This window comes from Nocardia sp. NPDC050710 (assembly GCF_040654375.1).
Classification (GTDB): Bacteria; Actinomycetota; Actinomycetes; order Mycobacteriales; family Mycobacteriaceae; genus Nocardia.
Genome location: NZ_JBFAHV010000024.1, coordinates 49,212 through 72,512, shown reverse-complemented (window position 1 = coordinate 72,512; position 23,301 = coordinate 49,212). Strand labels below are relative to the sequence as shown.

The 23,301-nt window shown below is 68.0% G+C and carries 27 protein-coding genes; 18 read left to right on the top strand and 9 right to left on the bottom strand.

From position 1 onward, the window contains the following. The first annotated feature begins 72 nt into the window (after positions 1-72). From AB0H61_RS31390 to AB0H61_RS31375, 4 genes are all read left to right on the top strand, one after another. Positions 73-573 (top strand): helix-turn-helix transcriptional regulator, encoded by a 501-nt coding sequence (locus AB0H61_RS31390; RefSeq protein ID WP_357311349.1) that lies wholly within the window; start codon positions 73-75, stop codon positions 571-573. Continuing rightward, entirely contained in the window at positions 570-1,229 is a 660-nt protein-coding gene (locus tag AB0H61_RS31385; protein WP_357311348.1) for a heparin-binding hemagglutinin, read from the top strand. Before AB0H61_RS31390 ends, AB0H61_RS31385 begins: the two co-directional genes overlap by 4 nt. A 72-nt stretch (positions 1,230-1,301) precedes the next feature. Then, complete coding sequence (locus AB0H61_RS31380; RefSeq protein ID WP_357311347.1) at positions 1,302-1,598, top strand: DUF2516 family protein; 297 nt, start codon at positions 1,302-1,304, stop codon at positions 1,596-1,598. 128 nt (positions 1,599-1,726) lie between these two features. Next, positions 1,727-2,764, top strand: a complete 1,038-nt coding sequence (locus AB0H61_RS31375) for an alpha/beta fold hydrolase (RefSeq protein ID WP_357311346.1) — start codon at positions 1,727-1,729, stop codon at positions 2,762-2,764. Between the two features lie 8 nt (positions 2,765-2,772). On the opposite strand, the gene purU is transcribed toward AB0H61_RS31375, so the two are convergent. Together purU and AB0H61_RS31365 are read right to left on the bottom strand one after the other, a co-directional pair. Beyond that, complete coding sequence (purU, locus tag AB0H61_RS31370; RefSeq protein ID WP_357311345.1) at positions 2,773-3,654, bottom strand: formyltetrahydrofolate deformylase; 882 nt, start codon at positions 3,652-3,654, stop codon at positions 2,773-2,775. A gap of 126 nt (positions 3,655-3,780) precedes the next feature. Further along, positions 3,781-4,341 (bottom strand): N-acetyltransferase, encoded by a 561-nt coding sequence (locus AB0H61_RS31365; protein ID WP_357311344.1) that lies wholly within the window; start codon positions 4,339-4,341, stop codon positions 3,781-3,783. A 155-nt stretch (positions 4,342-4,496) separates the two neighbouring features. On the opposite strand from AB0H61_RS31365, the gene deoC reads away from it, so the two are divergent. After that, on the top strand, positions 4,497-5,165 hold the full coding sequence (gene deoC / locus AB0H61_RS31360; RefSeq protein ID WP_357311343.1) for a deoxyribose-phosphate aldolase: 669 nt from the start codon (positions 4,497-4,499) through the stop codon (positions 5,163-5,165). A gap of 53 nt (positions 5,166-5,218) precedes the next feature. On the opposite strand, the gene AB0H61_RS31355 is transcribed toward deoC, so the two are convergent. Continuing rightward, positions 5,219-5,947 (bottom strand): DUF2993 domain-containing protein, encoded by a 729-nt coding sequence (locus tag AB0H61_RS31355; protein ID WP_357311342.1) that lies wholly within the window; start codon positions 5,945-5,947, stop codon positions 5,219-5,221. A gap of 99 nt (positions 5,948-6,046) precedes the next feature. Between AB0H61_RS31355 and AB0H61_RS31350 the strand changes: the two genes are divergently transcribed. Together AB0H61_RS31350 and AB0H61_RS31345 are read left to right on the top strand one after the other, a co-directional pair. Continuing rightward, positions 6,047-6,655 carry a hypothetical protein gene (locus AB0H61_RS31350; protein ID WP_357311341.1) on the top strand — a complete coding sequence of 203 codons (609 nt, stop codon included), beginning with the start codon at positions 6,047-6,049 and terminating at the stop codon, positions 6,653-6,655. Between the two features lie 96 nt (positions 6,656-6,751). Continuing rightward, positions 6,752-8,236 (top strand): hypothetical protein, encoded by a 1,485-nt coding sequence (locus tag AB0H61_RS31345; RefSeq protein WP_357311340.1) that lies wholly within the window; start codon positions 6,752-6,754, stop codon positions 8,234-8,236. A 32-nt stretch (positions 8,237-8,268) separates the two neighbouring features. Here AB0H61_RS31345 and AB0H61_RS31340 read toward each other — a convergent pair whose 3' ends face one another. The 3 genes from AB0H61_RS31340 to AB0H61_RS31330 all read right to left on the bottom strand — a co-directional run bounded on the left by AB0H61_RS31340 (position 8,269) and on the right by AB0H61_RS31330 (position 10,131). Then, positions 8,269-9,081, bottom strand: a complete 813-nt coding sequence (locus tag AB0H61_RS31340) for a class I SAM-dependent methyltransferase (RefSeq protein WP_357311339.1) — start codon at positions 9,079-9,081, stop codon at positions 8,269-8,271. Next, entirely contained in the window at positions 9,051-9,572 is a 522-nt protein-coding gene (locus AB0H61_RS31335; RefSeq protein WP_357311338.1) for a DUF2505 domain-containing protein, read from the bottom strand. Before AB0H61_RS31335 ends, AB0H61_RS31340 begins: the two co-directional genes overlap by 31 nt. A 67-nt stretch (positions 9,573-9,639) precedes the next feature. Further along, positions 9,640-10,131: a DUF2505 domain-containing protein gene (locus AB0H61_RS31330; RefSeq protein WP_357311337.1), complete on the bottom strand. Its 492-nt coding sequence runs from the start codon at positions 10,129-10,131 to the stop codon at positions 9,640-9,642. A gap of 91 nt (positions 10,132-10,222) precedes the next feature. On the opposite strand from AB0H61_RS31330, the gene AB0H61_RS31325 reads away from it, so the two are divergent. Together AB0H61_RS31325 and AB0H61_RS31320 are read left to right on the top strand one after the other, a co-directional pair. Further along, a complete protein-coding gene (locus tag AB0H61_RS31325; protein WP_357311415.1) occupies positions 10,223-11,263 on the top strand; it encodes a UDP-N-acetylmuramate dehydrogenase in 1,041 nt (346 codons plus the stop codon). Beyond that, on the top strand, positions 11,224-11,487 hold the full coding sequence (locus AB0H61_RS31320; protein ID WP_357311414.1) for an Ig-like domain-containing protein: 264 nt from the start codon (positions 11,224-11,226) through the stop codon (positions 11,485-11,487). The genes AB0H61_RS31325 and AB0H61_RS31320 overlap by 40 nt, the downstream gene beginning before the upstream one ends. A gap of 6 nt (positions 11,488-11,493) precedes the next feature. Here the strand turns inward: AB0H61_RS31320 and mscL are convergent, their stop codons facing one another. Next, a complete protein-coding gene (mscL, locus tag AB0H61_RS31315; RefSeq protein WP_357311336.1) occupies positions 11,494-11,943 on the bottom strand; it encodes a large conductance mechanosensitive channel protein MscL in 450 nt (149 codons plus the stop codon). Positions 11,944-12,009: 66 nt separating this feature from the next. Continuing rightward, positions 12,010-12,744, bottom strand: coding sequence for an SDR family oxidoreductase (locus AB0H61_RS31310; RefSeq protein ID WP_357311335.1), 735 nt, complete (start codon positions 12,742-12,744; stop codon positions 12,010-12,012). A 70-nt stretch (positions 12,745-12,814) separates the two neighbouring features. On the opposite strand from AB0H61_RS31310, the gene AB0H61_RS31305 reads away from it, so the two are divergent. From AB0H61_RS31305 to AB0H61_RS31280, 6 genes are all read left to right on the top strand, one after another. Beyond that, the gene (locus tag AB0H61_RS31305) at positions 12,815-13,636 is read left to right on the top strand and encodes an alpha/beta hydrolase (RefSeq protein ID WP_357311334.1); all 822 of its coding nucleotides are present in this window, start codon (positions 12,815-12,817) and stop codon (positions 13,634-13,636) included. 129 nt (positions 13,637-13,765) lie between these two features. Beyond that, on the top strand, positions 13,766-15,184 hold the full coding sequence (gene mshA, locus AB0H61_RS31300) for a D-inositol-3-phosphate glycosyltransferase (protein ID WP_357311333.1): 1,419 nt from the start codon (positions 13,766-13,768) through the stop codon (positions 15,182-15,184). Further along, positions 15,181-15,684 (top strand): YbjN domain-containing protein, encoded by a 504-nt coding sequence (locus AB0H61_RS31295; RefSeq protein WP_357311332.1) that lies wholly within the window; start codon positions 15,181-15,183, stop codon positions 15,682-15,684. Before mshA ends, AB0H61_RS31295 begins: the two co-directional genes overlap by 4 nt. 155 nt (positions 15,685-15,839) lie before the next feature. Beyond that, a complete protein-coding gene (locus tag AB0H61_RS31290; protein WP_357311331.1) occupies positions 15,840-16,733 on the top strand; it encodes an ROK family protein in 894 nt (297 codons plus the stop codon). A gap of 23 nt (positions 16,734-16,756) precedes the next feature. Continuing rightward, complete coding sequence (locus tag AB0H61_RS31285; RefSeq protein WP_357311330.1) at positions 16,757-17,494, top strand: phosphoglyceromutase; 738 nt, start codon at positions 16,757-16,759, stop codon at positions 17,492-17,494. Between the two features lie 383 nt (positions 17,495-17,877). Further along, positions 17,878-19,929 carry a CocE/NonD family hydrolase gene (locus tag AB0H61_RS31280; protein WP_357311329.1) on the top strand — a complete coding sequence of 684 codons (2,052 nt, stop codon included), beginning with the start codon at positions 17,878-17,880 and terminating at the stop codon, positions 19,927-19,929. 82 nt (positions 19,930-20,011) lie between these two features. Here AB0H61_RS31280 and AB0H61_RS31275 read toward each other — a convergent pair whose 3' ends face one another. Then, entirely contained in the window at positions 20,012-20,674 is a 663-nt protein-coding gene (locus tag AB0H61_RS31275) for an NAD(P)-binding domain-containing protein (RefSeq protein ID WP_357311328.1), read from the bottom strand. A gap of 91 nt (positions 20,675-20,765) precedes the next feature. Here AB0H61_RS31275 and AB0H61_RS31270 point away from each other — a divergent pair, with 91 nt between their 5' ends. The 3 genes from AB0H61_RS31270 to AB0H61_RS31260 all read left to right on the top strand — a co-directional run bounded on the left by AB0H61_RS31270 (position 20,766) and on the right by AB0H61_RS31260 (position 23,276). Beyond that, the gene (locus AB0H61_RS31270; RefSeq protein WP_357311327.1) at positions 20,766-21,170 is read left to right on the top strand and encodes a helix-turn-helix domain-containing protein; all 405 of its coding nucleotides are present in this window, start codon (positions 20,766-20,768) and stop codon (positions 21,168-21,170) included. Between the two features lie 184 nt (positions 21,171-21,354). Beyond that, positions 21,355-22,590, top strand: a complete 1,236-nt coding sequence (locus tag AB0H61_RS31265; protein WP_357311326.1) for an ATP-binding protein — start codon at positions 21,355-21,357, stop codon at positions 22,588-22,590. Then, positions 22,587-23,276 (top strand): response regulator transcription factor, encoded by a 690-nt coding sequence (locus AB0H61_RS31260; RefSeq protein WP_357311325.1) that lies wholly within the window; start codon positions 22,587-22,589, stop codon positions 23,274-23,276. Before AB0H61_RS31265 ends, AB0H61_RS31260 begins: the two co-directional genes overlap by 4 nt. Positions 23,277-23,301 lie beyond the last annotated feature (25 nt).

Below are 23,301 nucleotides of genomic sequence, written 5' to 3'. Positions count from 1 at the left end.
GCTAGCACTGTGCTTGCAATAGTTAGCACCCTCCCCTAGAATTGAATCCGTACAACCGCCAGAAGGTGAGTGATGGCAGACCAGCCCGAGGTTTCCGCCGAGTACACCGACAGTTCGTCCGAGGAATCGGCCGGCGTCGGAGAACGAGGAGGGCGTGTCGCCAACGCGGCGCACGACATCGGAGGTTTCATCAGGGCACAGCGAGAAGCCGCGCAAGTCTCGCTGCGCCAACTCGCCGCGCTGGCGGGGGTGAGCAATCCGTATCTCAGTCAGATCGAGCGTGGATTGCGCAATCCCTCCGCCGAAGTACTCGCGCAGATCGCCAAGGCACTGCGGGTGTCCTCGGAGGTGTTGTACGTACGGGCCGGCTATCTGGAGCAGCGGCCGCACAGCCCGATCCGGGATGCCTTGCTTGCCGATACGGCGATCAGCGAACGGCAGAAGCAGGTGTTGCTGGACATCTATGAATCGTTTCGCCGCGAAAACGGAGGGAACGAACCAGGGGGGGAGTGGGACAGCGACGTTCCGCGCACCGTAACCGAAACTCCGCCACGCCAGGAGAACGAAGAATGACCGATAAGAACGCCACTGTCACCAAGCCCCTGTTCGCCGCCGTCGGCGCCGGGGATGCCGTCTATGCCGCCGCGCTGGACGTCGTCACCCAGGTCCGCGAGCGGGCGGCCACCGCCGATGTCAGCGGCCGGGTCGAGGAGGCGCGCGAGCGCTTCTCCAACGTGCCCGCCGATGTGCAGGCCCAGTTCGAGACGCTGCGCGAGCGTCTGTCCGGGCTGCCCTCCGAGCTCCCGGAGGACCTCGCCGAACTGCGCGAGAAGTTCACCCCGGAGGAGCTGCGCACGCTGGCCGAGAAGTACTACCGGCAGGTCCTCGACATCTACGCGGACCTGGCCGTGCGCGGCGAGGAGACCGTCGATCGGTTGCGTGCCAACCATCTGGTCGAGGATCAGATCGACCGCGTCGAGACCCTGTACAAAGACGCCGCCGGTCGCGCCGAGGATGTGCTGGACCGGGTGAACGGCCTGCTCGGTCGCCCGGTCAAGGATGAGGTCGAGGTCGAGGTCGACGATCCGGTCGTCGACGCCGAGGTCGTCGCGGTGTCCACCGAGACCGTGCCTTCCGAGGCCGATGGCGCCCCGAAGAAGGCCCCGGTCAAGCGCGCGCCTGCCGCCAAGAAGGCTCCGGCCAAGAAGGCCGCCCCGAAGAAGGCCTGACCTCCCGGACAACGCCCACGCACAGCCCCCGCACCCACTGATGTGCGGGGGCTGCGCTCGTATGATGGTCAGGTGAACACCGTGAACGGTTTGACCGGAATGATCCTTCTCGTGCTGTGGCTGGCGGCTCTCGGTGCGACGATCTTCGCGCTGATTCACGCCATCCGGCAGCGCCCCGATGCCTTTACGGCGGTCGATAAGCAGACCAAGCCGATCTGGCTGGCGATCCTCGGTGTGGCGTTGCTGCTCCTGCTGCTGTCGCCAGCGGGGCTGGGTCTGTTCGCCTTCATCGCGATCATCGCGACCGGCGTCTACCTGGCGGATGTGCGGCCCAAGGTGGATGAGATCCAGCGCGGTCCGCGCTGGTAGCTACCCGTTTACCGGCCCGCACAGCGCGGTCGGCGGGTCGGAAGACTCGATAACTTTTCGAGTGCTTGCACTAGCAAGCGGCGCGCATCGAAGTTACTGTATCGAGCAGTAACACAAAGGAGTGTCCGATGCGCGCACTGTTTCCGCCCGCGTTGGTGGACTTTCGGGGAAAGACCCGGGGTCTGCTCGACGCACACCGTGCCGACCTGCGGTCCCGCACCTACGCGACCGCGGCCCTGAACCCGCCGACCATCCCGCACGAGGTCGTCCCCGTGCGCACCGAGGACGGCGCCCGGTTGCGGGTGCACGCCTACGGCCCCTCCGATGCGCCGGTCATCGTGCTGGTACACGGCTGGACCTGCGCCATCGAGTACTGGAACGCTCAGATCAATGCCTTCGCCGGTGAGTACCGCGTGGTCGCCTACGACCAGCGCGGCCACGGCCGCAGCGAACTCGGTTCCAGCGAACTGACCATGGATCTGCTCGCCGACGACCTGGCCGCGGTGCTCGATGCCACCGTGCCCGCCGGACAGCGGGCCGTACTGGTCGGCCACAGCCTCGGCGGCATGACCCTGCAGGCATGGGCCGGACGCTACCCCGACCAGGTCACCCGGCGGGCGCACGCGGTGTTGCTCACCAACACCGCGCCGGACCGGCTGGTAGCCGAGACCACCGTGGTGCCGTTGTTCAACCGCGAGCTACCGCGGCTGCACCGGCGAATCCCGTTGCCGTACTTCATCGGTCGCCTCGGCCTCGGTACGCCGATCGTCTTCCCTCCGCTGGCGCCGGTGAAATGGGCTTTCGCCCGCCAGATCATGAGCCTGGCCGCCAGCGACGACCTGATCGACTACAGCATGGCCGTGGTGCGCTCCTGTCCGGCCGCGGTGCGCGCTCGCTTCGGCATCCTGCTCGCCGAAATGGATCTCGGTGAGTCCGCCCGAAACCTCGTGGTGCCCACCACGGTTCTGGCCGGCTCCGCCGATGACCTGACGCCGCCGGTGCATTCCGAGCGGATCGCCGAGATGCTCACCGAGACCGGGTCTCTGGTGCGCTACGAGGTGCTCGAGACCGGCCACCTCAGCAATGTCGAAATGTACGAGCGGTTCAACGACGAACTCGCCCTCGTACTCGACGCGGTGTACCAGCCCGCCGAAGCCGTCGGGTAACCCACCGCTCAAGAAAAGACGACGGTGCGGCGGCCGTGCACCAGGACCCGGCCCTCCAGATGCCAGCGCAAACCGCGCGCCAGCACCACGCGTTCGATATCGCGGCCCTGGCGGACCATATCGCGGACATCGTCGGCGTGATCGATACGGCTGACGTCCTGCTCGATGATCGGGCCCGCATCCAGTTCGGCCGTCACGTAGTGGCAGGTGGCGCCGATCAGCTTCACACCCCGGGCGAAGGCCTGGTGGTACGGGCGGGCGCCGACGAACGAGGGCAGGAAGCTGTGGTGGATATTGATGGCCCGGCCCGCCCAGTGTTCACAGAGCTCGGGCGGCAGCACCTGCATGAAGCGGGCCAGCACCACCGCGTGCGGATCATGCGCGTCGACCAGGGCGCGGACCTGCTCGAAGGCGGGGCCGCGCTCGGCGGGATCCTTCGGGAACGGCACATGGTGGAACTTCACCCCGTGCGCCTCGGTCATCCCCGCCAGATCCGGGTGGTTGCCGATCACGGCCTCGATGGTGGCGGGCAGCTCACCGCTGGCCGCGCGGCCGAGCAGGTCGTGCAGGCAGTGCCCGTCCCGGCTGACCAGCAGTACCGCACGCCGCCGGGCCCCGGTGTCGTGTACGCGCCATTCGGTCTCCGAACCCAGGTCCTCGGCGACACCGGAAAACCGGTCGCGCAACTCGTCCAATTCGAACGGCACCGTCGAGGCCGCGATCGCCTGGCGGGTGAAGAACCAGCCGGTATCGGCGTCGGAATGGTAACCGGCCTCCACGATCGAGCCACCGAATCCGGCGATGAACGAGGTGATCCCGGCGATGATGCCCGGACGGTCCGGGCAGCCGAGGGTCAGCACGTAGCGGCGGTCGTGTGGTGTGGAGCTCATCGGACAATTGTCCCGTACCGGGTTGCCACGGTTTCGCCCGGCGTCTGCCGCTGTCGCCGCCGCGGCGGCGGGGTGGGTGAATCGCGAGGAGCCGCGGGTGCGACCGGCTCGGGGATCGCCCGTTGCTCACAATTCGTAAAATGGCTCCGCGTAATGGAATTCGCCGGTGATCTGGGGCTCGTAGGCGGTCAGCGGGCGCGCTTGGAAGTGTGTGACCCAGGCCGGGTCGTCGGGGACGATGCCGAGGCGGGCGGCGGGGACGAAACCGAACTGCGGGTAGTAGTCGAGGCTGCCCAGCAGACCGACCAGCGGTTCGTCGAGGGCGTCGGCGGCGCCGAGTGCGGCGTGCATCAGTGCCGCGCCGACCCCGACGCCCTGATGATCGGGGAGCACGCCGATCGGGCCGAGGCCGAGTACGGGGAAGGGGCCGACCGAGGCTCGGGTCAGACAGATATGACCGATGACGGCGTCGTATTCGACGGCGACCAATGCGAGGGTCGGGATCCAGCCGGAATCGCTGCGCAGCCGCGCGACCAGGTCGACCTCCGGCGGGTCGCCGGGGTCTCGGTTCTCGACCGCGCCGGCCTCCGCACTCGGGGCGGCGTTCACGTATCGGGGTCCGAATGCGCCGCGATGTACGGCGGCGATCGCGGCGGCATCGTCGGCACATTCGCGACGGATCAGCACGGTGTCGTCTCCTCCCGAACGAATGTGGGCCATCCGTATGCGCTGGCATACGGCCGGGCATCCGGTTGCCCGTCATCCGCCGACAGCTATGAGTGTGCGGTAAGCGGCAGAGGCGCGCAATGGAATTCGCCACCGGTATGCCAGACTCTGACTTCATGGCAGATTCCGCGCCGCTGACCCGGGCCGATGTGGCCGCCCTCATCGATCACACACTGCTCGCCCCCGAGGCCACGCCCGTCGATGTCACCGCCCTGGTGGACGAGGCGCGCGCGCTCGGCGTCTACGCGATCTGCGTGTCACCCTCCATGCTGCCGGTGCGCGCGCCGGGACTGGCGGTTGCCACGGTCGCGGGTTTCCCCTCCGGCAAACATCATTCACTGGTGAAGGGGGCCGAGGCCCGACTCGCCGTGGATCAAGGCGCGGCCGAGGTGGATATGGTGATCGATGTCGGTGCGGCGATGGCAGGCGATTACAACGCGGTGCTCGCCGATATCGTGACGGTGCGCGAGGCCGTCGCCGACCGTGCGGTGCTCAAGGTGATCATCGAGTCGGCGGCGCTGTCCGACAACGCCATTGTCGAGGTTTGCCGGGTCGCCGAACGCGCGGGCGCGGATTTCGTGAAGACCTCCACCGGTTTCCACCCCGCCGGTGGCGCGAGCGTGCACGCGGTGCGGTTGATGGCGCAGACCGTCGGCGGGCGGCTCGGTGTGAAAGCCAGCGGCGGTATCCGGACCGCCGAGGCTGCCGCCGAGCTGATCGCGGCGGGGGCGACGCGGCTCGGGCTGTCCAAGTCGCGGGTGGTACTCGAAGGGTTCCCGGCCTAGGAGTCGAACCCTATTCGCCGACAAGGGTTGTCGAGTTCACCGGCTCCGGCCGGTCAGCACTTGCTGTTGCTGTTGCCTTCGGCGGCGGCCAGCTCGGTGTGTCCACCAGCGAGCTTCACGTCGATCCCGTTGTCGGTCACCTTGATGTCGGTCGGCTTCAGCCCGAGCGGGTAGCTCTGCAGGCTCTGCGAGAAGATATCGACGATGCCCTGGACCAGATCGGTCGGCAGGCCGACACCGAACACCTGTGCCGACTTGGTCTCCACTTCGACCGCACCGTTCTTCACGATCGGCTGCACCTGTAGCTGCGCCAGCCCACCGAGCACATCCAGGGTCAGCATGCCGCTGGAGGATGAGGAGCTCACGCCGGTGACCAGTCCGCCGAGGGTGTCCCGGATGCCCTGATTACTCCAGGTGACATCGGCCGACGAACTGCCGACCGTGCCGCCGCCACGGCCGTTGTCCACAACCTCGAGGTCGTTGAACTCGGCGTGCACCACCATGCCGACCGCGGGCCCGAATTTATCGCCCTCACTGTCGACTGTGACAGTGGACAGCTTGCCGTCGATCCAGGTGACCAGCAGCGGCTTGGCGCCGAAGCCGACATCGATCTTCGAGCCCATCTCCTGCTCGAACTGTTTGCTGATGCAACTGGCCATCTGATGTCTGGCGTAGGCCTCACCGCCGATGACGAGGGTGGCCAGCAGCGCGGTGACCACGGCGAGCGCGATCATCAGCGTGCGCCTGCTGACGCGCGCGGTGGCGGGGGGCTTGGTATTCATGTGGCCGATTCTTCCCGATATTTCTGTGCTCGCTCTGTGGGGTCGATGAGGGCTGCGTTTGTGACATGTAACACAGGATTCGAGCGTAGCCTGATTGCCATGGCTGGCGATGCGGCGGGCCGCGCTCCCGAATCCGTGAACCATGGGTGGCGTGTGCTTCAGCGGCTGGCGGGCCGCCATGCCGGATTTTTCACCACCCGACAGGTGTTGCGCACCGGATGCGAGGCCAGGGTCAGGGCCGGGCTCGGCGATGGTTCGGTGACCCGCGCCGGCGTCGGATTGCTGCGGCTGGCCGAATGGCCGCCGGGACCGCTCGACGAATACGCCATGTGGGCGGCCTGGTTCGACGGCGCCGCGGCCGTCTCGCATCAGAGCGCTGCGGAATTGCACGGAATCGGGCGACTACGCCCGCGCTTCCTGCACCTGTCGGTCGGTAAGGGGCGCCCGCCGGTGACCCCGCGGCTCGTGGTGCTGCGCAGGCCGCTCATCGGCATCGATGTGGAATCGGCGGGCCCATTCCTGGTGACCACGCCGGTGCGGACGGTGCTCGACCTGGCCGAGGCCGACATCGGACAGACCGCGCTGGACGAGGTGGTCGGCGACGCGGTCGCCATCCATCGCTGCGGTCGCGATGAAATCCGCTCCGCCAGTGTGCGACTGCCGCCGCGGGCGGCGGCCCGGGTACAGCGCGCGCTCGCAGGGGTGTGAGGCGCCGGTGCGCTGCGGATGCGGTGATCGGGTTCGGCTATCAATGGGGCACCGGTCCGGTTTTGCCGGGCGGGTAATCGTGGCAGGGTGACGATCATGGGGACGGTAGGTCAGGGTCGGTGGGATCTGGTTTTTCCGTCCGGAGCGCCCGACCGCATCGGCGATATGTTCGCCACCGCGGTGGTCGCCGACGCGGTGCGCCGATTCGACGCGGATCTCGCGCAGACGGTGGAGACCTGCCGGGATTGGCACCGCGAATATCGCACGGTGTTTCGCGGCATGACGGCGCTGGCCATCGGATCGCCCGCCGTCTGCGCCGGGATCGCGACCGAGGGCCTGCGGTCCGCGCGCAACCTGCTGCGCTTCGTCACGGGGTACACGGTGGCCCCGTTGCGGAGCATCGATGTGGAGTCGCAGGCCACGGCGGACACCTTGCGCACCGGCGTGGTCGAGGGCGGCGCGGAGCCCGCCGATCGACTGGAGGTGCCGTTCCGGGACGGGCTGCTGTCCGGTGATGCGTTGCGCGGCAAGCTCACCGACTGGCGACAGCACGGGATAATCGAGCCCGGTTTCGCCGCCGCCGTGGAGCGGGTGATCGACCATCCGGAATGGTTGGCGCTACCCGGTTTCCGGGTGATCGTCGCGGGTGTCACCGAGCTGGCGCCGCTACGGCCGCTGCTGCACTGGGGCGCCGACGTGCTCGCCATCGCGCCGCCGGGCGAGCAACGCTGGCGCGACCTCACCGAATTGGCCCGCGCCGGTGCGGGTGTACTGCGCTATCCGATCGCCGCGGGCCCCGGTGCCGATATCACCCGGCAGTTTCCGGCCCTTGTGCACTGGATCCGCGCTCACCTGGACGATCTGCGCCCGGTCTTCGGCGGCTACGCCCATCGCCCCGGTCCCGCGGGCGTTCGACTCGCCGCGGCGGTGGATGTACTCGCCGAGGATCTGCTGTCGCGGCGTTCCGATGCCGTCTTCGCCCTGCTCGGATCGCCGACCGACTGCTACGCGGTGCCGGAAACCGTTGTCGCGGACGCCCATCGGCGGCGCCGCGATCGCGGTCTGCGTGCCGTCGATCAGGAGGTGCTGCGGGTGCTGACCCGCTCGGCGCTGTACCAGCCCAGTTATCGCACCCACGTCACCGATCAGCAGGGCGCGTCCTGGGGCATCGCCGACGCCCTGCTCCCGTCCCAGGGCCCCGATCACGCACTGTCGCACCGCCTGCTGCGCTGGCGGGCGTCCCTCGCCCACACCGCGGGGCATCCGATCTCCGTCACCGTCGCACCACCGGCCTGGACCCGTGCCATCCGCGCCCAACGCACCCTCGCCGCCGCTTATCGCAGCGCTCACCGCTACGGCATCGAGATTTTCGCCCCCGACACCGCGCGCACCCTGCTCGCGGCCAAACTCGTCGCCGACCTGTGCGCGCCGCCGCCGGTCGACTCCGACACCAATCCGGAGTACCTGTTCGCACTCGGCGCCGCCCACGGCGGCCTGTGGCACCAGCCCTTCGAACCGAGTTCGATCCTGCCAGTCGCCGCCGCGACCGGCTGCGTCCGCGGGCTGTTCGGCACCCACTGACGGCCTCGTCGGCTGCCCGCCGATCGCGAGTTCTACGGCGCCGGTATCGGATTCGGGGCGACGGCGGACCAGGGCACCGACAGCACGCAGTCGCGCATGCGGCGGCGGTAGGCGCGAACCGGAAGACCTTCGTGTCGCAGGTATTCCACTGCGGTGCGCCAGCGGATTCGCGGGCCGAACGGTGCCAGCGGAGCGGCGCGCGCCCAGGCGCGATCGGCCGCGGTGAGCAGCGCGTGGATCGGTTCGCCGGGAATGTTGCGGTGGATCAACGCCTTCGGGAGCCGTTCGGCGATATCCGATGGCCGCTCGACGGTGAACGGATCCCAGGCCAGAGTCAGCGACAGCGGGCCGGACCGGTCGAGCAGGACCCAGGCGCAGCGGCGACCGAGCTCGTCGCAGGTGCCGTCGACCAGCAGGCCGTCCGGGGCCAGCCCCGCCAGAACGGTAGCCCAGGCGTCGGGCACAGCCGCTTCCGGATACTGGCGCAGCACATTGAAGGCGCGTACCAATACCGGTCGCAGACCGGCCAATTCGAAACCGCCGCGGGCGAAGGTGACGCCGTCGCGGCCCGGAACCACGCGCTGCGGATCGATCTCCAGACCCACCACGCGCATATCGGGGCGTACGGTGCGCAGCCGCGTCGCCAGCTCGAAGGTGGTCCACGGGGCTGCGCCGTAGCCGAGGTCGACCACCAGCGGGTCCGAGGCGGCCAGCAGACGCGCGGTCACCAGCTCGTCGTGGATCAGCCAGCGATCACTGCGTCGCAGCCGGTTGACTCCGGTGGTTCCCCTGGTGATGGTGCCGAGCGGTTTGGTCAGCTGGTCGGGTTTCGCGCTTCCAGCCACCGCACCGTCTCTTCGGCCTCGCCACGGAACAGATCGACCAGATTCACCAGCACGAGCTGCTCCAGCCGCGGACCGACCATCGGAATGAACACCTTCGCCTCCGAGGAGAAGCGCGCGGTGCACCCGGTTTCGGTGGGGAAAAGGCGGATGGTGCCGCCGAGGCTGCCCGGTCCGGCCGGGATGGAGGCGGAGAACTTGCCGACAGTCTCGTCCTCGTTGAACGGTCCCCAGCTCTCCTTGCGGGTGATGATCATGTCCTTGCGCATCACCGTCTGCGCGATCTCCGGCAGCATGTCGCGCGGCAGGGTGTGCTGCAGCACGACCTCGATGCCGGAGTCGGTGACCTCGAGACTCACCACCTCATTGCCAGGCGTGTACTTGCGCATCTCGGTGATGCGCGCCTCCCAGTACTCCCGCGTCGACAGTGCCTCGTACAGCTCCTTGGTGGTGTGGAGCGGGTAGCGGGCGGAATAGTCCAGTCGGCGTGCCATAGCGAAACAGGTTACCGGGGCGAATCGGCGCGCCGACGGGCGGCGGTGCCGGGAACGACGACCGCTGTCAGGCCTTCTGCGAGGCGAGCCAGTTGTTGGAGAACTCCTCCTCCGACTGCAGCAGCTCGGTCAGCCGCTCCTGGATCGCGGCCTCGATCTTGCTGCCGAACAGCGGGATCTTGACCTCGATCGAGCCCTCGATGGTGGCGGTCGCGCCGCTGTCGTCCCCGGTCAGCGTGACGGTGCCGCGCACCTCGGCCGGTGCGCCGTCGACGCGGGCCTCGAAGGTGGCGGAGTTGCCGGTCCAGTTCTCCACCCGGGGAATGATCAGGTCGCCGGGGCGCACCGCGGTGATCGCGGCGGGCAGCTGTTCGGCGGCGATGGCCTGCACCATCTCGATGCGTACCTGGTCACCGTTCACGGTGACCGAGTCGAGCCGGGCGCTGGGCCCACCCACCTCGGCGATGCGGTCCTTCCAATACAGCTCGTCGGAGATCGCCGCGCGCACCGCGGCAACCGGATGGGAGTAGCGGGCCGTGTACGCCAAGGGTGTAGCCATGGTTCGACACGCTACCGTCTGGAGCGTGCAAACTTCACGGGTGGTGTCGTCGGACTTCCTGCGCGATCTGCTGGTCGACACCGGTGCGCGCCTGCGTGACGCGGTGTCATTGGCGGAGCTGACCACGCTGCGGGTCGGCGGACGGGCCATGGTCGCCGAGTGCACGTCGACCGCGGCCCTGGTGGCGACCATTCGCGCGCTGGACGGTGCGGGCATTCCGGTACTTGTCCTCGCGGGCGGTTCCAACCTGCTGATCAGCGACGATGGCTTCGACGGCGTGGTGGTGCGGGTGGCCACCGAGGGTGTCGAGATCGGTGCGGACGGTGTCGTCGCGGAGGCGGGCGCGAATTGGGACGCGGTGGTCGCGGCGACGATCGACGCCGGTTTCGGCGGGCTCGAATGTCTTTCCGGTATCCCGGGTTCCGCAGGCGCGACGCCGGTGCAGAACGTCGGCGCCTACGGCGTCGAGGTGTCGAATCTGCTGCGCCGGGTGCGGCTGCTCGACCGCGCCAGCGGCACGATCCGCTGGGCCGAACCCGGCGAGCTCGGCTTCGGATACCGCACCAGCGTGCTCAAGCACCGCGATGACGCGGTGGTGCTCGCGGTGGAGTTCGCACTCGAACCGTCGGGCCGCAGCGCCCCCCTGCGCTACGGCGAACTCGCCAAGGTCCTCGACGCCGCCGACGGCGAAACGCGCCCGGCCCACCACGTGCGGGAGGCGGTGCTGCGGCTGCGGTCGGGTAAGGGCATGGTGCTCGACGGGGATGATCACGACACCTGGAGCGCTGGATCGTTCTTCACCAACCCGGTCGTCGCGCAGGACCGGGTGGCCGCGGTGCGGGCCGTGATCACCGAGCATGTGGGTGATGTCACCATCCCGACCTACCCGGCCGTGGACGGTGTCAAATTCTCGGCGGGGTGGCTCATCGAGCGCGCGGGTTTCGCCAAGGGGTTCCCCGGTGCGGATGCGCCGGCCCGGCTGTCCACGAAACATACGCTGGCACTGACGAATCGGGGTACGGCGACGGCCGCGGATCTGGTGGAGCTCGCCCGCCGGGTGCGCGACGGTGTCGAAGAGCGTTTCGGGATCCGATTGGAGCCGGAGCCGGTGACCGTCGGTATAGCCCTCTGATCGCCCTGACCAACGCCAACGGTAAGCAGGTCACCGGCGAACTCCGCCCGGACCGGCGCACCTACGAGATCACCGAGCCGCTCGGCTACGAAGCCTCCTACACCTGGTCGGGCACCGCCGTCGGCGCCGACCGCAAGCCGGTTCCGATCGACGGCTCCTTCACGACGCTGTCGCCGGTGGTCTCGGCGACGCCCATGCCGCCGCAGGCGCCGGGTGGGCGCTGAGACTACCTACTTGCGCGAATCCAGATCCGCGTCCAGCCGCGCCAGGGTCTCCGCATTGTGCAGCGCCCGTGCGTCGGCGCTCTGCTTGGCCAGCAGGTCACGGATCTCGATCAGCAATTCGATCTCGGTGGGCTCGGCCGCCTTGGTGGTTCCGAACCGATTCTTCAGCGTCTTCATCGGCAGGATCAGCACGAAGTAGAGCACCGCGGCGATCATCACGAAATCGATGACCGCGGTGATGATCGGGCCGACCGCGATGAAGGTGGCCGGTTTGCCGGAAACCAGCTGGATGCCGAGGCCGAGCTCGTTGCTATTGCCGAGGACGGCCAGCAGGGGATTGATGATGCCCTTCGTCACCGAGGCCACGACGGCGGTGAACGCGGTGCCCATCACCACCGCGACCGCGAGGTCGATGACGTTCCCCCGCATCAGAAAGTCTTTGAACCCCTTGAGCATGAGCCGAACAACTCCAATCTGGCGTATCCACGTTCCACAAACGATCCGATGCTAACCGCCGAGGGTTCAGGAGCGCCGGGCGAAGCGGCCGGGATCGGCCTGATCGCGCGGCTTGACGATGATCTGATCCAGGTTGACGTGCGGCGGACGGGACGCGACGAAGCCGACGATCTCCGCGATATCCTGCGCGACCAGCGGATCGATACCGTCGTACACCTTCGCCGCGCGCTCGGCGTCACCGTCGAAGCGGACCAGGGAGAACTCGGTCTCCACCGCACCGGGCGCGATCTCGGTGAGCCGCACCGGCTGCCCGAGCAGTTCCCCGCGCAGCGTCCGGTGCAGGACCGCCTGGGCGTGCTTGGCCGAGGTGTAGCCGGAGCCGTTGTCGTAGGCGTGGAACGCGGCCACCGAGGTGATGGTGACGATCAGGCCGTCGCCGGAGGCGATCAGCTTCGGCAGCAGCGCCTTGGTGACGCGCAGCGTGCCCAGCACATTCGTCTCCCACATCCAGCGCCAGTCGTCCAGATCCGCCTCGGCGACGGTGGCCAGGCCCTTGGCGCCGCCCGCATTGTTGACCAGCACGTCCGCACTCGCGATCGCCTCGGTGAAGGCGCGTACCGACTCGTCCGAGGTGACATCGAGTTCCAGTGCGGTGCCGCCGATTTCGTCGGCCAGCGCCTGCAATCGGTCGAGTCTGCGCGCACCGACATAGACGTGGTAGCCCTGCTTGGCGAGTTCCCTTGCGGTGGCCTCCCCGATGCCCGAACTGGCTCCCGTGACGATAGCGGTGCGAGTGCTCATGACTGGATCCTAAGTGTGGACGGTTTGCGCGGCCCCGGGCTGTTGTCCGGATCACCGTTAATCTCGGGGCATGGCTATTCGGGAAGTGATCAGCGCCGATGGAACCGGCATCGTCTATCGGGTGACCGGACCCGCCGAGGGCAGGCCGCTGGTGCTCGTGCACGGTTGGTCGGCCGATCTGCGCTGCTGGGGCGGTGCCGCCGACGATCTGGCCGAACGCTTCCGGGTGATCGCGGTCGATCTGCGCGGGCACGGCTATTCCGGCGCCCCCGAATCCGGCTACGACAACCCGAAGAACTGGGCGGGCGATATCGCCGCCGTGCTGGCGGCCGAGGGTATCGAATCCGGCGCGGTGCTACTCGGATGGTCCTACGGCGGCATCGTGATCTCCGACTACCTCACCGCCTACGGCACCGGCGCCATCGCCGGGGTCGTCTACACCGGTTCGATGGCCAATATCGGCCGCGGGATCCCGGGTGCGGAGACCGGCCCGGCCATGCAGGCCGCGATCCCGGGCGTCTTCGAGGAGAGCCCGGGCCGGGCCATGCGCGCGTTCGGCGCCTTCGGCAATGCCAATACCGGACCCGGTCCCGACAAGGGGGTGGATGCCCAGCGCTTGTTCGGCGCCAGCCTGGCCACCCGGCCCGCGGTCCGCAAGGCGTTGTTCTACCGTTCCGTCGACAACACCGAAACGCTACGCGCCCTTGATATTCCGGTACTGGTGCTGCATGGCGCGGACGATCCGGTTGTCCCAGTTGCCAATGGCCATTACATCCTCGACGTGGCCCCCGACGCCCGCGCGTCGATCTGGGAAGGGGCCGAGCACGGGCTGTTCATCGAGGATCGGGCCCGCTTCGTCGCCGAGGTGAGCGAGTTCGTCGACGGACTATAAACGCTGGTCGAACATGCTTTCGAAGTGGTCAGGGGGATTGCGTGAATGTTGTCACGAATGCCCTGTGATGGCTGTCACTTGGTCGGTCAGGGTTGTCTGAGTCGGCGATCCACCGTGCACTATGGAAGTGTGAGTCAACGCCCGGACCTACGGCCTAATCGGATTGCCGTGCTATCGGTGCACACCTCACCACTTGCCCAACCGGGCACTGGCGACGCGGGCGGCATGAACGTGTACGTGCTGCAAACCGCCCTTCAGCTGGCCCGGCGCGGTATCGAAGTCGAGATCTTCACCCGCGCAACCTCCTCGAATGTGCCGCCCGTGGAAGAGGCGGCGCCCGGAGTGCTGGTGCGCAATGTGGTGGCGGGTCCGTTCGAGGGCCTGGACAAGCAGGATCTGCCGACCCAGCTGTGCCCGTTCACGGCCGAGGTGCTGCGCCAGGAGGCGCGACATCTGCCCGGCCACTACGACCTGGTGCACTCGCACTACTGGCTCTCCGGCCAGGTCGGCTGGCTGGCCAAGGATCGCTGGCGGGTACCGCTGGTGCATACCGCGCACACCCTCGCCGCGGTCAAGAACGCCGCGTTGGCCGAGGGCGACTGTCCCGAACCGCTGACCCGCGAGATCGGCGAGAAACAGGTTATCGCCGAGGCGGATCGGATGGTCGCCAATACCGCGGAGGAGGCGCGTCAGCTCATCGAGCTGTACGGCGCGCCGCCCGAACGCATCGATGTGGTGCCGCCAGGCGCCGATCTGACCCGCTACCGGCCCGGTGACAAGGCGGCGGCCCGAACCGAACTGGGGCTCGTGGCCGATGAGCGGATCGTCGCGTTCGTCGGGCGCATCCAGCCGCTCAAGGCCCCCGACGTGCTGGTGCGCGCCGCCGCCGAGGTGCTGCGCACCGATCCGGCGCGCAAGCTGCGGGTGCTGATCGTCGGCGGCCCGTCCGGCACCGGTCTGGAGCGCCCGGATGCGCTCATCGAGCTGGCCGCCGAATTGGGCATTACCGACCGGGTCATCTTCCTGCCGCCGCAACCGCCGGACCGCCTGGTCCAGGTGTATCGCGCCGCCGACCTGGTCGCGGTGCCCAGCTACAACGAATCCTTCGGCCTGGTCGCGATCGAGGCGCAGGCCAGCGGCACCCCCGTGCTCGCCGCCGAGGTGGGCGGGCTCGGCACGGCGGTGCGGCACGGCGAAACCGGCCTGCTGGTCCCCGGTCACCGCACCCCGGACTGGGCCGCCGCGCTCGGCGCCCTACTGGACGATCCGGAACGGTTGCGCCGCATGAGCATCCGCGCCGTCGACCACGCGGCGAACTTCTCCTGGGAACACACCGCCGACGGCCTGCTCGCCAGCTACTCCGCGGCGCTGACCGACTTCCACGCGGCGCTGGCCGGTCTCGGCGGTAGCCGGGCCATGGTGCTCGACGGCCCCTACGGGGTGCTGCGTGAGGACGCGCGCGATCGGGTATCCGGTGATCGCACTAGCCTGGGCGGCCAGGCCAGATCGCGGGCGCTGTGGCGGCGCCGGATGGGAGTTCCCCGATGACGCAGGTCCAGGCGACCGCGCAGCTGATCGACGAGACGCTGCGCGACCGGGAGATCGAGTACACACAGCCGAGCGAGGATGTCTTCGTCGTTGTCCTGCCGGGCGAACGCAAGCTGAAGACGGCGGTCATGCTGACCGTCGGCAAGCACGGTGTGCGGATCGAATCCTTCGTCTGCCGCAAGCCCGACGAGAACTTCGAGGGCGTCTACAAATTCCTGCTGCGTCGTAACCGGCGGCTGTACGGTGTGGCCTACACCCTGGACCGGGTCGGCGACATCTACCTGGTCGGCCGTATCGCTACGCATGCCGTCACCGCCGACGAACTCGACCGCGTCTTCGGCCAGGTGCTGGAGGCGGTGGACGCCGATTTCAATACGCTGCTGGAACTCGGTTTCGCGGAATCCATTCGCAAGGAATGGAAGTGGCGCGTCTCGCGCGGAGAATCGCTGAAGAACCTGCGCGCGTTCGAACATCTGGTGGACGCCGCCGACCAGCCCTGAGCCCGGGGCCGAGCGCGGGAATTCCACGAAGTCTGCCCGCCCCTGCCGACATTCGCCGACCAGCCGACACGTAGCGTTCTGTCGGTTATGAAAGGCAGCCATTATCGGAAGCCGCAAACGCTGCGGCCCGGGGTAATTCGACGTTGGGGGTACAGATGACGGCGCTTGCGCTGGATATAGGGGCGACCAAGATCGCGGTCGGGCTGGTGGGACCCGACGGGCTGACCCATGAGGTCGGCCGGATCCAGGTTCCGGGCTCCGGGGTCTGGGAGGCGTGCAGCGGGCTGCTGCTGGCGGCCGCGAACGGATCCGAGGTGCGGGTCGTCGGAATCGGCGCGTGCGGGCCGGTGGACGCACCCGCCGGGTTGATGATGCCGCTCAATATCCCGGAATGGGCCGACGGCTTCCCGATCGTGCCCGCGGTGCGGGAACTGTTCCCCGATGCCTCGGTGCGTTTCGCGGTCGACGGGGTATGTCTGGCACTGGCGGAACGGCATTTCGGGGCGGCCAGACAGACGCCGGACGCGCTCGCGATGACGGTGTCCTCCGGGATCGGCGGCGGCGTCATCGTCGGCGGCATGGTCGCGGTCGGGCATACGGGTAATGCCGGTCACATCGGTCACGTGGTGGTTCCGGGCTCCACCGACCCGTGCGCCTGCGGCGGCGTCGGCTGTGTCGAGGCGGTGGCGAGCGGCCCCTCCGCGGTGCGCTGGGCCCAGGAGCGCGGGTGGATCGGCAGCACCGGAAAGGAACTGGCCGAGGCGGCGAACGAGGGCGACCGGATTGCGAAGGCCGCCCTGCGACGTGCCGGAATCGCACTGGGGCAGGCGATTTCGTCGGCCGCGGCATTGCTCGACGTCGATCTGGTCGTGGTGGGCGGCGGCTTCGCGCAATCCGGCGAACCGCTGTGGCGCCCGATGCAGGAGGCGCTCGGCGCGCATGCGCGCATCGGATTCCTACGCGACCTCCAGGTGGTTCCCTCGGAGCTGGGCGATCAGGCGACGCTGGTCGGCGCGGGACTGCTGACAGCGCTGACTCCGGCGTCCTGAGCGGCCTCGTTAGACTGCCCTGCATGACGTACACCCTCGTGCTGCTGCGCCACGGCGAGAGCGAATGGAATGCCCTGAATCTGTTCACCGGCTGGGTCGATGTGCACCTGACCGACAAGGGCGTCGCCGAGGGCAAGCGGGCCGGCGAACTGCTCGCCGAACACGGCATCCTGCCGGATATCGTGTACACCTCGTTGTTACGCCGCGCGATCAGCACCGCGAATATCGCGCTGGACGCGGCCGACCGGCACTGGATCCCGGTGGTTCGGGACTGGCGGCTCAACGAGCGGCACTACGGTGCGCTGCAGGGCAAGAACAAGGCGCAGATCCGCGACCAGTACGGCGACGAGCAGTTCATGCTGTGGCGCCGGAGCTACGACACCCCACCGCCGCCGATCGAGCCGACCAACGAGTACAGCCAGGACGGCGACCCGCGCTACGACGGTATCGACGTCCCGCAGACCGAATGCCTGCTCGACGTGGTCAACCGGATGGTGCCGTACTGGGAGTCGACCATCTCCAAGGAGCTGCTGACCGGTAAGATGGTCCTGGTGGCCGCGCACGGCAACTCGCTGCGCGCGCTGGTCAAGCATCTGGACCAGATCTCCGACGAGGACATCGCCGGACTCAATATCCCCACCGGTATTCCGCTGCGGTACGAGCTGGACGAGAACCTGCGCCCGGTTCGCCCGCGCGAATACCTGGATCCCGAGGCCGCCGCCGCGGGCGCGGCCGCCGTCGCCAGTCAGGGCGGTAAGTAACCCTTCTGCGGTATCCCGATGCGCCGCGGTCGAGTCGTCGACCGCGGCGCATCGTCGTTTTCGGACGGGTTTGCCGTGTCGCTGCCCCGGCGCTGCGAGGCCCTGTGTCGGATATGGTGTCGTAGATCACACGGGTGTCGTGGCCGGTGCGAATTCCGGTATCCCCGAGCGTGTGCGCGGCCAGATGGATCGCCCGATGAGGTAAGCGTTCATTCTGGTGTGCCGATCGCGCTCGGATGATGATACCCAGGCGCTATGGCCCGCCATCGGCCATATGTGAATGAGTATTCAAGCCATATTTGATGCGACCGGAAGTTCTTACCGATGGGTAGGGTCTGTACACTTCCGGACGTCCTACCAGTCCGAGAGGTGGATCACGTCCGATGAAGTACGCGTTACGGGCCACAGTGGCAGCGGTAGCCACCGCGGTGCTCGTTCCTTTCCTCACCACTGGCGCATCCGCCGTTCCGGCGCCGACCGGCCCCGACGGCGGTGCCGCGGGCGCCGCATGGGCGGCGACGCAGGACGCCGGTCAGCAGTACCCGAACGTGTACATCGAATGGGATGTGCCGATCACGATGAGTGACGGGACGGTGCTGAAGGGCAATGTGTACCGACCGGCCGATGCCTCCGGGCGCCCGATCGATGCCCCGACGCCGACCGTCGTCAATCTGACGCCCTACACCAAGCTGGTATCGAACCTCGCCGATCACGCGCAGTCCATTCCCGTCCTGTCCGATGCGCTGCTCGAGCTGTTCCGCCAGATCGATTTCAGCGGCACCGCGCTCTCCGGCGTGACCGACCTGACCAAGGCGTTCGGCGGTGGTGAACTGCGCAACTTCACCGTCGACCGGCAGCTCATCAAGAGCGGCTACTCACAGGTCGTCGTCGACGTGCGCGGCACCGGATTCTCGCAGGGCGAGTGGGATATGTTGCGCGGCCGCGAGCAGCAGGACACCGTCGAGGTGATCGACTGGGCCTCGCGGCAGCCGTGGTCCAACGGCCGCATCGGTATGAACGGCATCTCCTACTCCGGCATCAATCAGGTGCAGGCCGCGGCGAAACAGCCGCCCGCGCTGAAGGCTATTTTCCCGGTGGTGCCCGGCAGCGACCTGGTCAACGACGTGCTCGCGCCCGGCGGCGGCTTCGGCTTCAACTTCATTCCGCTGTGGCTGACCGCGATCAACACCCTGAAGTGGGTGCCGGACGCGCAGTCCATCGTGAACGGCCGGTTCGACTGGCAGTGGTTGCAGGACCGTGCCGCGTCCCCGCTGACATTCATGGACGTATTCCTCAACGCCTACACCGCGACCCGCTTCCAGGACGCCGATCCGCGGCTGACCGAATTGCTGACCGACAGCAGCCGGTCGCGACAGGAATACATCAGCGATCCCAGCAAGATCACCGTGCCGACCTTCGTCGTCGGCGGCTGGCACGACCTGTTCACCTACTCGGAATCGAAGATCTACAACAAGATTCCGTTGCCCGCGGGCCAGAAGCAGTTGCTGATGGGCAACACCTATCACGTGAACTCCGGCAACGAGTACGGCAAGCCGGGTCTGCCGCCGCGCCTGGACGTCTTACAGCGTGCCTGGTTCGACAAGTGGCTCAAGGGTATTGATAACGGCGTCGACGGCTATGGTCCGGTCACGCTGCGTCAGCAGGGTGGCGGTTGGGTCACCGCCAACGGCTTCGGTGATTCCGCGACCGGCGCCGACGCGGCAACGCATCGCCGGATGTACCTGTCCGCGGCCCACAGCGGCACCGCGAATAGCGTCTACGACGGATCGCTCACCGGGGCGGCCAATGCCGACAATGCGCGGCTGACCGTCGCGCCCGGCCTGACCACCCTCTGCTCCAACGACGCGGCGCAAGGTAGTGCGGGCGGGCTATCGATCATCGACGGCTGCGCGAAGGATTCCCGGGTCGCGGAGCTGAACGGCCTCACCTTCACCAGTGCGCCGGTGACCGCCGCGACCGCCATTTCGGGTCCGATCGCGGTGCGGCTCAACACCGTTCAGGACGCCGAGGACGGCTACTGGACCGTGACCGTGAACGATGTCGCGCCCGATGGCCAGTCGACGGTGCTCACCTCCGGCCAGCTGATGGCGTCGCTGCGCCAGGTCGACGATGCCAACAGCACCCGTTCGGCCAACGGTGACTACACCGATCCGCGGCCTTTCACCTCGCTGGACAGGCGGCAGCCGACGGTGCCGGGCGAGGCGACCACCCTCGACATCACGCTGAGCGCCACCGAGGCGGTCCTGCAGCCGGGTCACCGCCTGCGGGTGGACGTCTTCGCGGGCAACTTCCCGAAGGGCCTGCCGGTGCTGCCGATGCTGGTCGATACCGGTCTGAAGCCGCAACACGTGCAACTGGATCCGAACCGGCCCAGCTTCGTGAACGTTCCGGTGCGAGGCAACCCCGGCTGGTGAGTCGCGCGGAAGACCGCTGACGATCCCGGTGTGCACAATGGCGTGCGCACCGGGATTTTTTTTCCGCGCCGGTGGCTCCCGATCAGTCGGCGACCGCGAACGCGGCCTCGAGCGGTGGGAACGCGGCGCGAGCGTCCTGTCCGCCGAACCAGAGTCCGACGGTGAAGACCGAGGTCGCTTCCAGGTATTTCGCGCGATGCAGTCCGCCCGCGCGGACCGGCCGCAATCGCAGATCCTCGATCAGGGTGGCGACATCATCGAGCGCGTCCGGGTCGTCGCCACAGATCGGGACCGCCAAGCGGCGGCCGTCGAATTCACGCACCGCCGACTCCCAGACCTCCGCGGCGCACAGATTGAAGGCCTTCACCACCCGCGCGTTCGGGACGGTGGCCGCAATACGTGCGGCGACGGCGTTTTCGGACAGTACGAAGTCGCCGGCGCCCTCGGGGGCGGCGGTGTCGGGGGCGAAGGCATTGGTGCAGTCGATGATCGTTCGCCCGGCCAGCGGCCCCGTCGTCCGCAGCACCTCCTCCAGTGCGTCGACCGGCACCGCGAGCAGCACCGCCGCGCCGAATTCGGCGGCCGTGCGCACATCCGCCCCGCGTGCGCCATGGCCGATGGCGGCCGCCAATCCGGCCGCGGCCGCCTGATCGCGGGCGCCGATACAGATCTCGTGTCCGGCGGCGGCCCAGCCGCCGCCGAGTGCACGGGCCATCTGTCCGGCGCCGATAATTCCGATTCGCATAGCAACTCCTAGCTCGGGGTGGTTCCGCGATCGACGTTAGGGAGTTCGATAGGCACCCCCGGGTGCGCAACGACGGTGGCAGTCTGGAGCAATGACAGCCGTGCCCGCCGCACCGATCGAGGCCGCAGAGGTGGAGTTCGCCCCCTACGGCGACTACCAATCCGATTGCCCGGCTCGGATGGGTGTCGACCTCTTCGGAAATTCCTGGCTACCGGTGATCGTCTACATGCTGCGCGACGGTCCCATGCGCCCGGTCGATCTGCGCGTCGCCATCGGCGGCATCAGCCAGAAGATGTTGACCCAGACCCTGCGCCGGATGGAACGGATGACCCTGGTCGAACGGCGCCGGTACGCCGAGGCGCCGCCGCGGGTGGAATATGAACTGACCACCGCCGGACGGGATCTGCTGATCCCGATCTACGCGCTGGGGGAGTGGGTCGATCGGCACGGGGCCGCGGTGCGCGCGGGCTTGGTAGGCGTCGACGACGACGGCTGAGTCACCGGATCGGGTGCGCCGGCGGGTGTTGAGGCGGAGCTCACAACCGCTGCCTATCGCTGCCGCGAAGCCAGGCCAAACAGCGCGTAAACACGCGGCTAACGGCCCGGGAAGGGGTCGTGACCTGCGCGAAACTTCGTGTACCCGGCGTTGGCTAGGGGGTTGGCGACCGTACGATTCAAGGGTGAGTGTTCCGCAGGCCGTGTTGCTGGCAGTCCTCGCGGCTGTCGTCGGCCTGGCAGTCGGCGGGCTACTGATCCCGTATATGAATGCCCGGCAGGCCGCGCGCAGGCAGGCCGATTCCGGTCTCACGATGTCGCAGGTGCTCGACCTGATCGTGCTGGCATCGGAGAGCGGTATCGCGGTCGTGGACGAATACCGCGACGTCGTGTTGGTGAACCCGCGCGCCGAGGAACTCGGCCTGGTCCGCAACCGGCTGCTCGACGAGCGCGCCTGGGCCGCCGTGGAGAAGGTGCTGGCCAGCGGCGAGTCCGCGGAGTTCGACCTGACCGCGAAGAACCCGCTACCCGGCCGCAGCCGGATCGCGGTACGCGGCATCGCCCGGCCGCTCTCGCCGGAGGAGACCAGCTTCACCGTCCTGTTCGCCGATGACGATTCCGAACAGGCCAGGATGGAAGCCACCCGCCGCGATTTCGTGGCGAACGTCAGCCATGAACTCAAAACCCCCGTCGGTGCGATGAGCCTGCTGGCCGAGGCCATGCTGGAATCCGCCGACGACCCCGAGGCGGTACGCCACTTCGGCAATCGCGTACTCGGCGAATCCCGCCGCCTCGGGAAAATGGTGACCGAACTGATCGCGCTGTCGCGGCTACAGGGCGCGGAGAAGCTGCCCGAGCTCGAGGTGGTCGACGTGGACACCGTGGTGATGCAGGCGGTCGACCGCTCGAATACCGCGGCCGAAGCCGCCGGAATCACCGTCAGCACCGACCGGCCCAGCGGCCTCGAGGTGCTCGGTGACGAAACCCTGCTGGTCACCGCCCTGTCCAATCTGGTGGAGAACGCGATCGCCTACTCGCCCGCCGGCTCGCACGTTTCGGTCAGCCGCTCGCTACGCGGCGACCACGTGGCGATGGCCGTCACCGACCGAGGCATCGGCATCGCGAAGGAAGACCAGGAGCGGGTGTTCGAACGCTTCTTCCGCTCGGATAAGGCGCGCTCGCGGGCCACCGGCGGTACCGGGCTCGGGCTGGCTATCGTCAAGCATGTGGCGGCCAACCACAACGGTGAGATCACCCTGTGGAGCAAGCTCGGCACCGGGTCGACGTTCACCCTGCGAATACCCGCCCACCGCGAGAGCCATAGCGACGACGAGGTCGACAGCCCCGTGGTGAGCACGAGAGAAACCGGTCCGCGTCCTTCGGGACCGGCCAGACCCAATGGTGTGGAGGCACGCAGATGACGAGTGTTCTGATCGTCGAGGATGAGGAGTCGCTGGCCGATCCGCTCGCGTTCCTGCTGCGCAAGGAGGGCTTCGAGGTGACCGTGGTCGGCGACGGGCCGTCCGCTCTCGCCGAATTCGATCGGTCCGGCGCCGATATCGTGCTGCTCGACCTCATGCTGCCCGGCATGAGCGGCACCGACGTCTGTAAGCAGCTGCGCACCCGCAGCGGCGTGCCGGTGATCATGGTGACCGCGCGCGATAGCGAGATCGACAAGGTGGTCGGCCTGGAACTGGGCGCCGACGATTACGTCACCAAGCCGTATTCGGCGCGGGAGCTGATCGCCCGCATCCGTGCGGTACTGCGCCGCGGCGTGGGCGACGAGATCGACGGCTCCAACGAGAGTGGCGTGCTCGAGGCGGGTCCGGTGCGGATGGATGTCGATCGCCACACGGTGATGGTCAACGGCAAGTCGGTCACCCTGCCGCTGAAGGAGTTCGACCTACTCGAATACCTGCTGCGCAACTCCGGCCGGGTGCTGACCCGCGGCCAGCTGATCGACCGTGTCTGGGGCGCCGACTACGTGGGCGACACCAAGACGCTGGATGTGCACGTCAAGCGGTTGCGCTCCAAGATCGAGGCCGATCCGGCCAAGCCCGAGCATCTGGTGACGGTCCGCGGGCTGGGTTACAAACTCGAGGCCTGAGAGGCGGGGGCCGCGCCTTCACCCC

Excerpts from the sequence above, each read along its gene's own strand:
- AB0H61_RS31335 (WP_357311338.1), bottom strand. The coding sequence starts at position 9,572 with ATGGCACGCCGACTGGACTATTCCGCCCGCTACCCGCTCCACACCACC.
- AB0H61_RS31355 (WP_357311342.1), bottom strand. The coding sequence starts at position 5,947 with ATGAATACCAAGCCCCCCGCCACCGCGCGCGTCAGCAGGCGCACGCTG.
- AB0H61_RS31305 (WP_357311334.1), top strand. The coding sequence starts at position 12,815 with ATGGCTATTCGGGAAGTGATCAGCGCCGATGGAACCGGCATCGTCTAT.
- AB0H61_RS31345 (WP_357311340.1), top strand. The coding sequence starts at position 6,752 with ATGGGGACGGTAGGTCAGGGTCGGTGGGATCTGGTTTTTCCGTCCGGA.
- AB0H61_RS31385 (WP_357311348.1), top strand. The coding sequence starts at position 570 with ATGACCGATAAGAACGCCACTGTCACCAAGCCCCTGTTCGCCGCCGTC.
- deoC (WP_357311343.1), top strand. The coding sequence starts at position 4,497 with ATGGCAGATTCCGCGCCGCTGACCCGGGCCGATGTGGCCGCCCTCATC.
- AB0H61_RS31285 (WP_357311330.1), top strand. The coding sequence starts at position 16,757 with ATGACGTACACCCTCGTGCTGCTGCGCCACGGCGAGAGCGAATGGAAT.
- AB0H61_RS31270 (WP_357311327.1), top strand. The coding sequence starts at position 20,766 with ATGACAGCCGTGCCCGCCGCACCGATCGAGGCCGCAGAGGTGGAGTTC.
- AB0H61_RS31350 (WP_357311341.1), top strand. The coding sequence starts at position 6,047 with ATGGCTGGCGATGCGGCGGGCCGCGCTCCCGAATCCGTGAACCATGGG.
- AB0H61_RS31280 (WP_357311329.1), top strand. The coding sequence starts at position 17,878 with ATGAAGTACGCGTTACGGGCCACAGTGGCAGCGGTAGCCACCGCGGTG.
- AB0H61_RS31375 (WP_357311346.1), top strand. The coding sequence starts at position 1,727 with ATGCGCGCACTGTTTCCGCCCGCGTTGGTGGACTTTCGGGGAAAGACC.
- AB0H61_RS31390 (WP_357311349.1), top strand. The coding sequence starts at position 73 with ATGGCAGACCAGCCCGAGGTTTCCGCCGAGTACACCGACAGTTCGTCC.
- AB0H61_RS31275 (WP_357311328.1), bottom strand. The coding sequence starts at position 20,674 with ATGCGAATCGGAATTATCGGCGCCGGACAGATGGCCCGTGCACTCGGC.
- AB0H61_RS31290 (WP_357311331.1), top strand. The coding sequence starts at position 15,840 with ATGACGGCGCTTGCGCTGGATATAGGGGCGACCAAGATCGCGGTCGGG.
- AB0H61_RS31260 (WP_357311325.1), top strand. The coding sequence starts at position 22,587 with ATGACGAGTGTTCTGATCGTCGAGGATGAGGAGTCGCTGGCCGATCCG.
- AB0H61_RS31330 (WP_357311337.1), bottom strand. The coding sequence starts at position 10,131 with ATGGCTACACCCTTGGCGTACACGGCCCGCTACTCCCATCCGGTTGCC.
- AB0H61_RS31295 (WP_357311332.1), top strand. The coding sequence starts at position 15,181 with ATGACGCAGGTCCAGGCGACCGCGCAGCTGATCGACGAGACGCTGCGC.
- AB0H61_RS31310 (WP_357311335.1), bottom strand. The coding sequence starts at position 12,744 with ATGAGCACTCGCACCGCTATCGTCACGGGAGCCAGTTCGGGCATCGGG.
- purU (WP_357311345.1), bottom strand. The coding sequence starts at position 3,654 with ATGAGCTCCACACCACACGACCGCCGCTACGTGCTGACCCTCGGCTGC.
- mscL (WP_357311336.1), bottom strand. The coding sequence starts at position 11,943 with ATGCTCAAGGGGTTCAAAGACTTTCTGATGCGGGGGAACGTCATCGAC.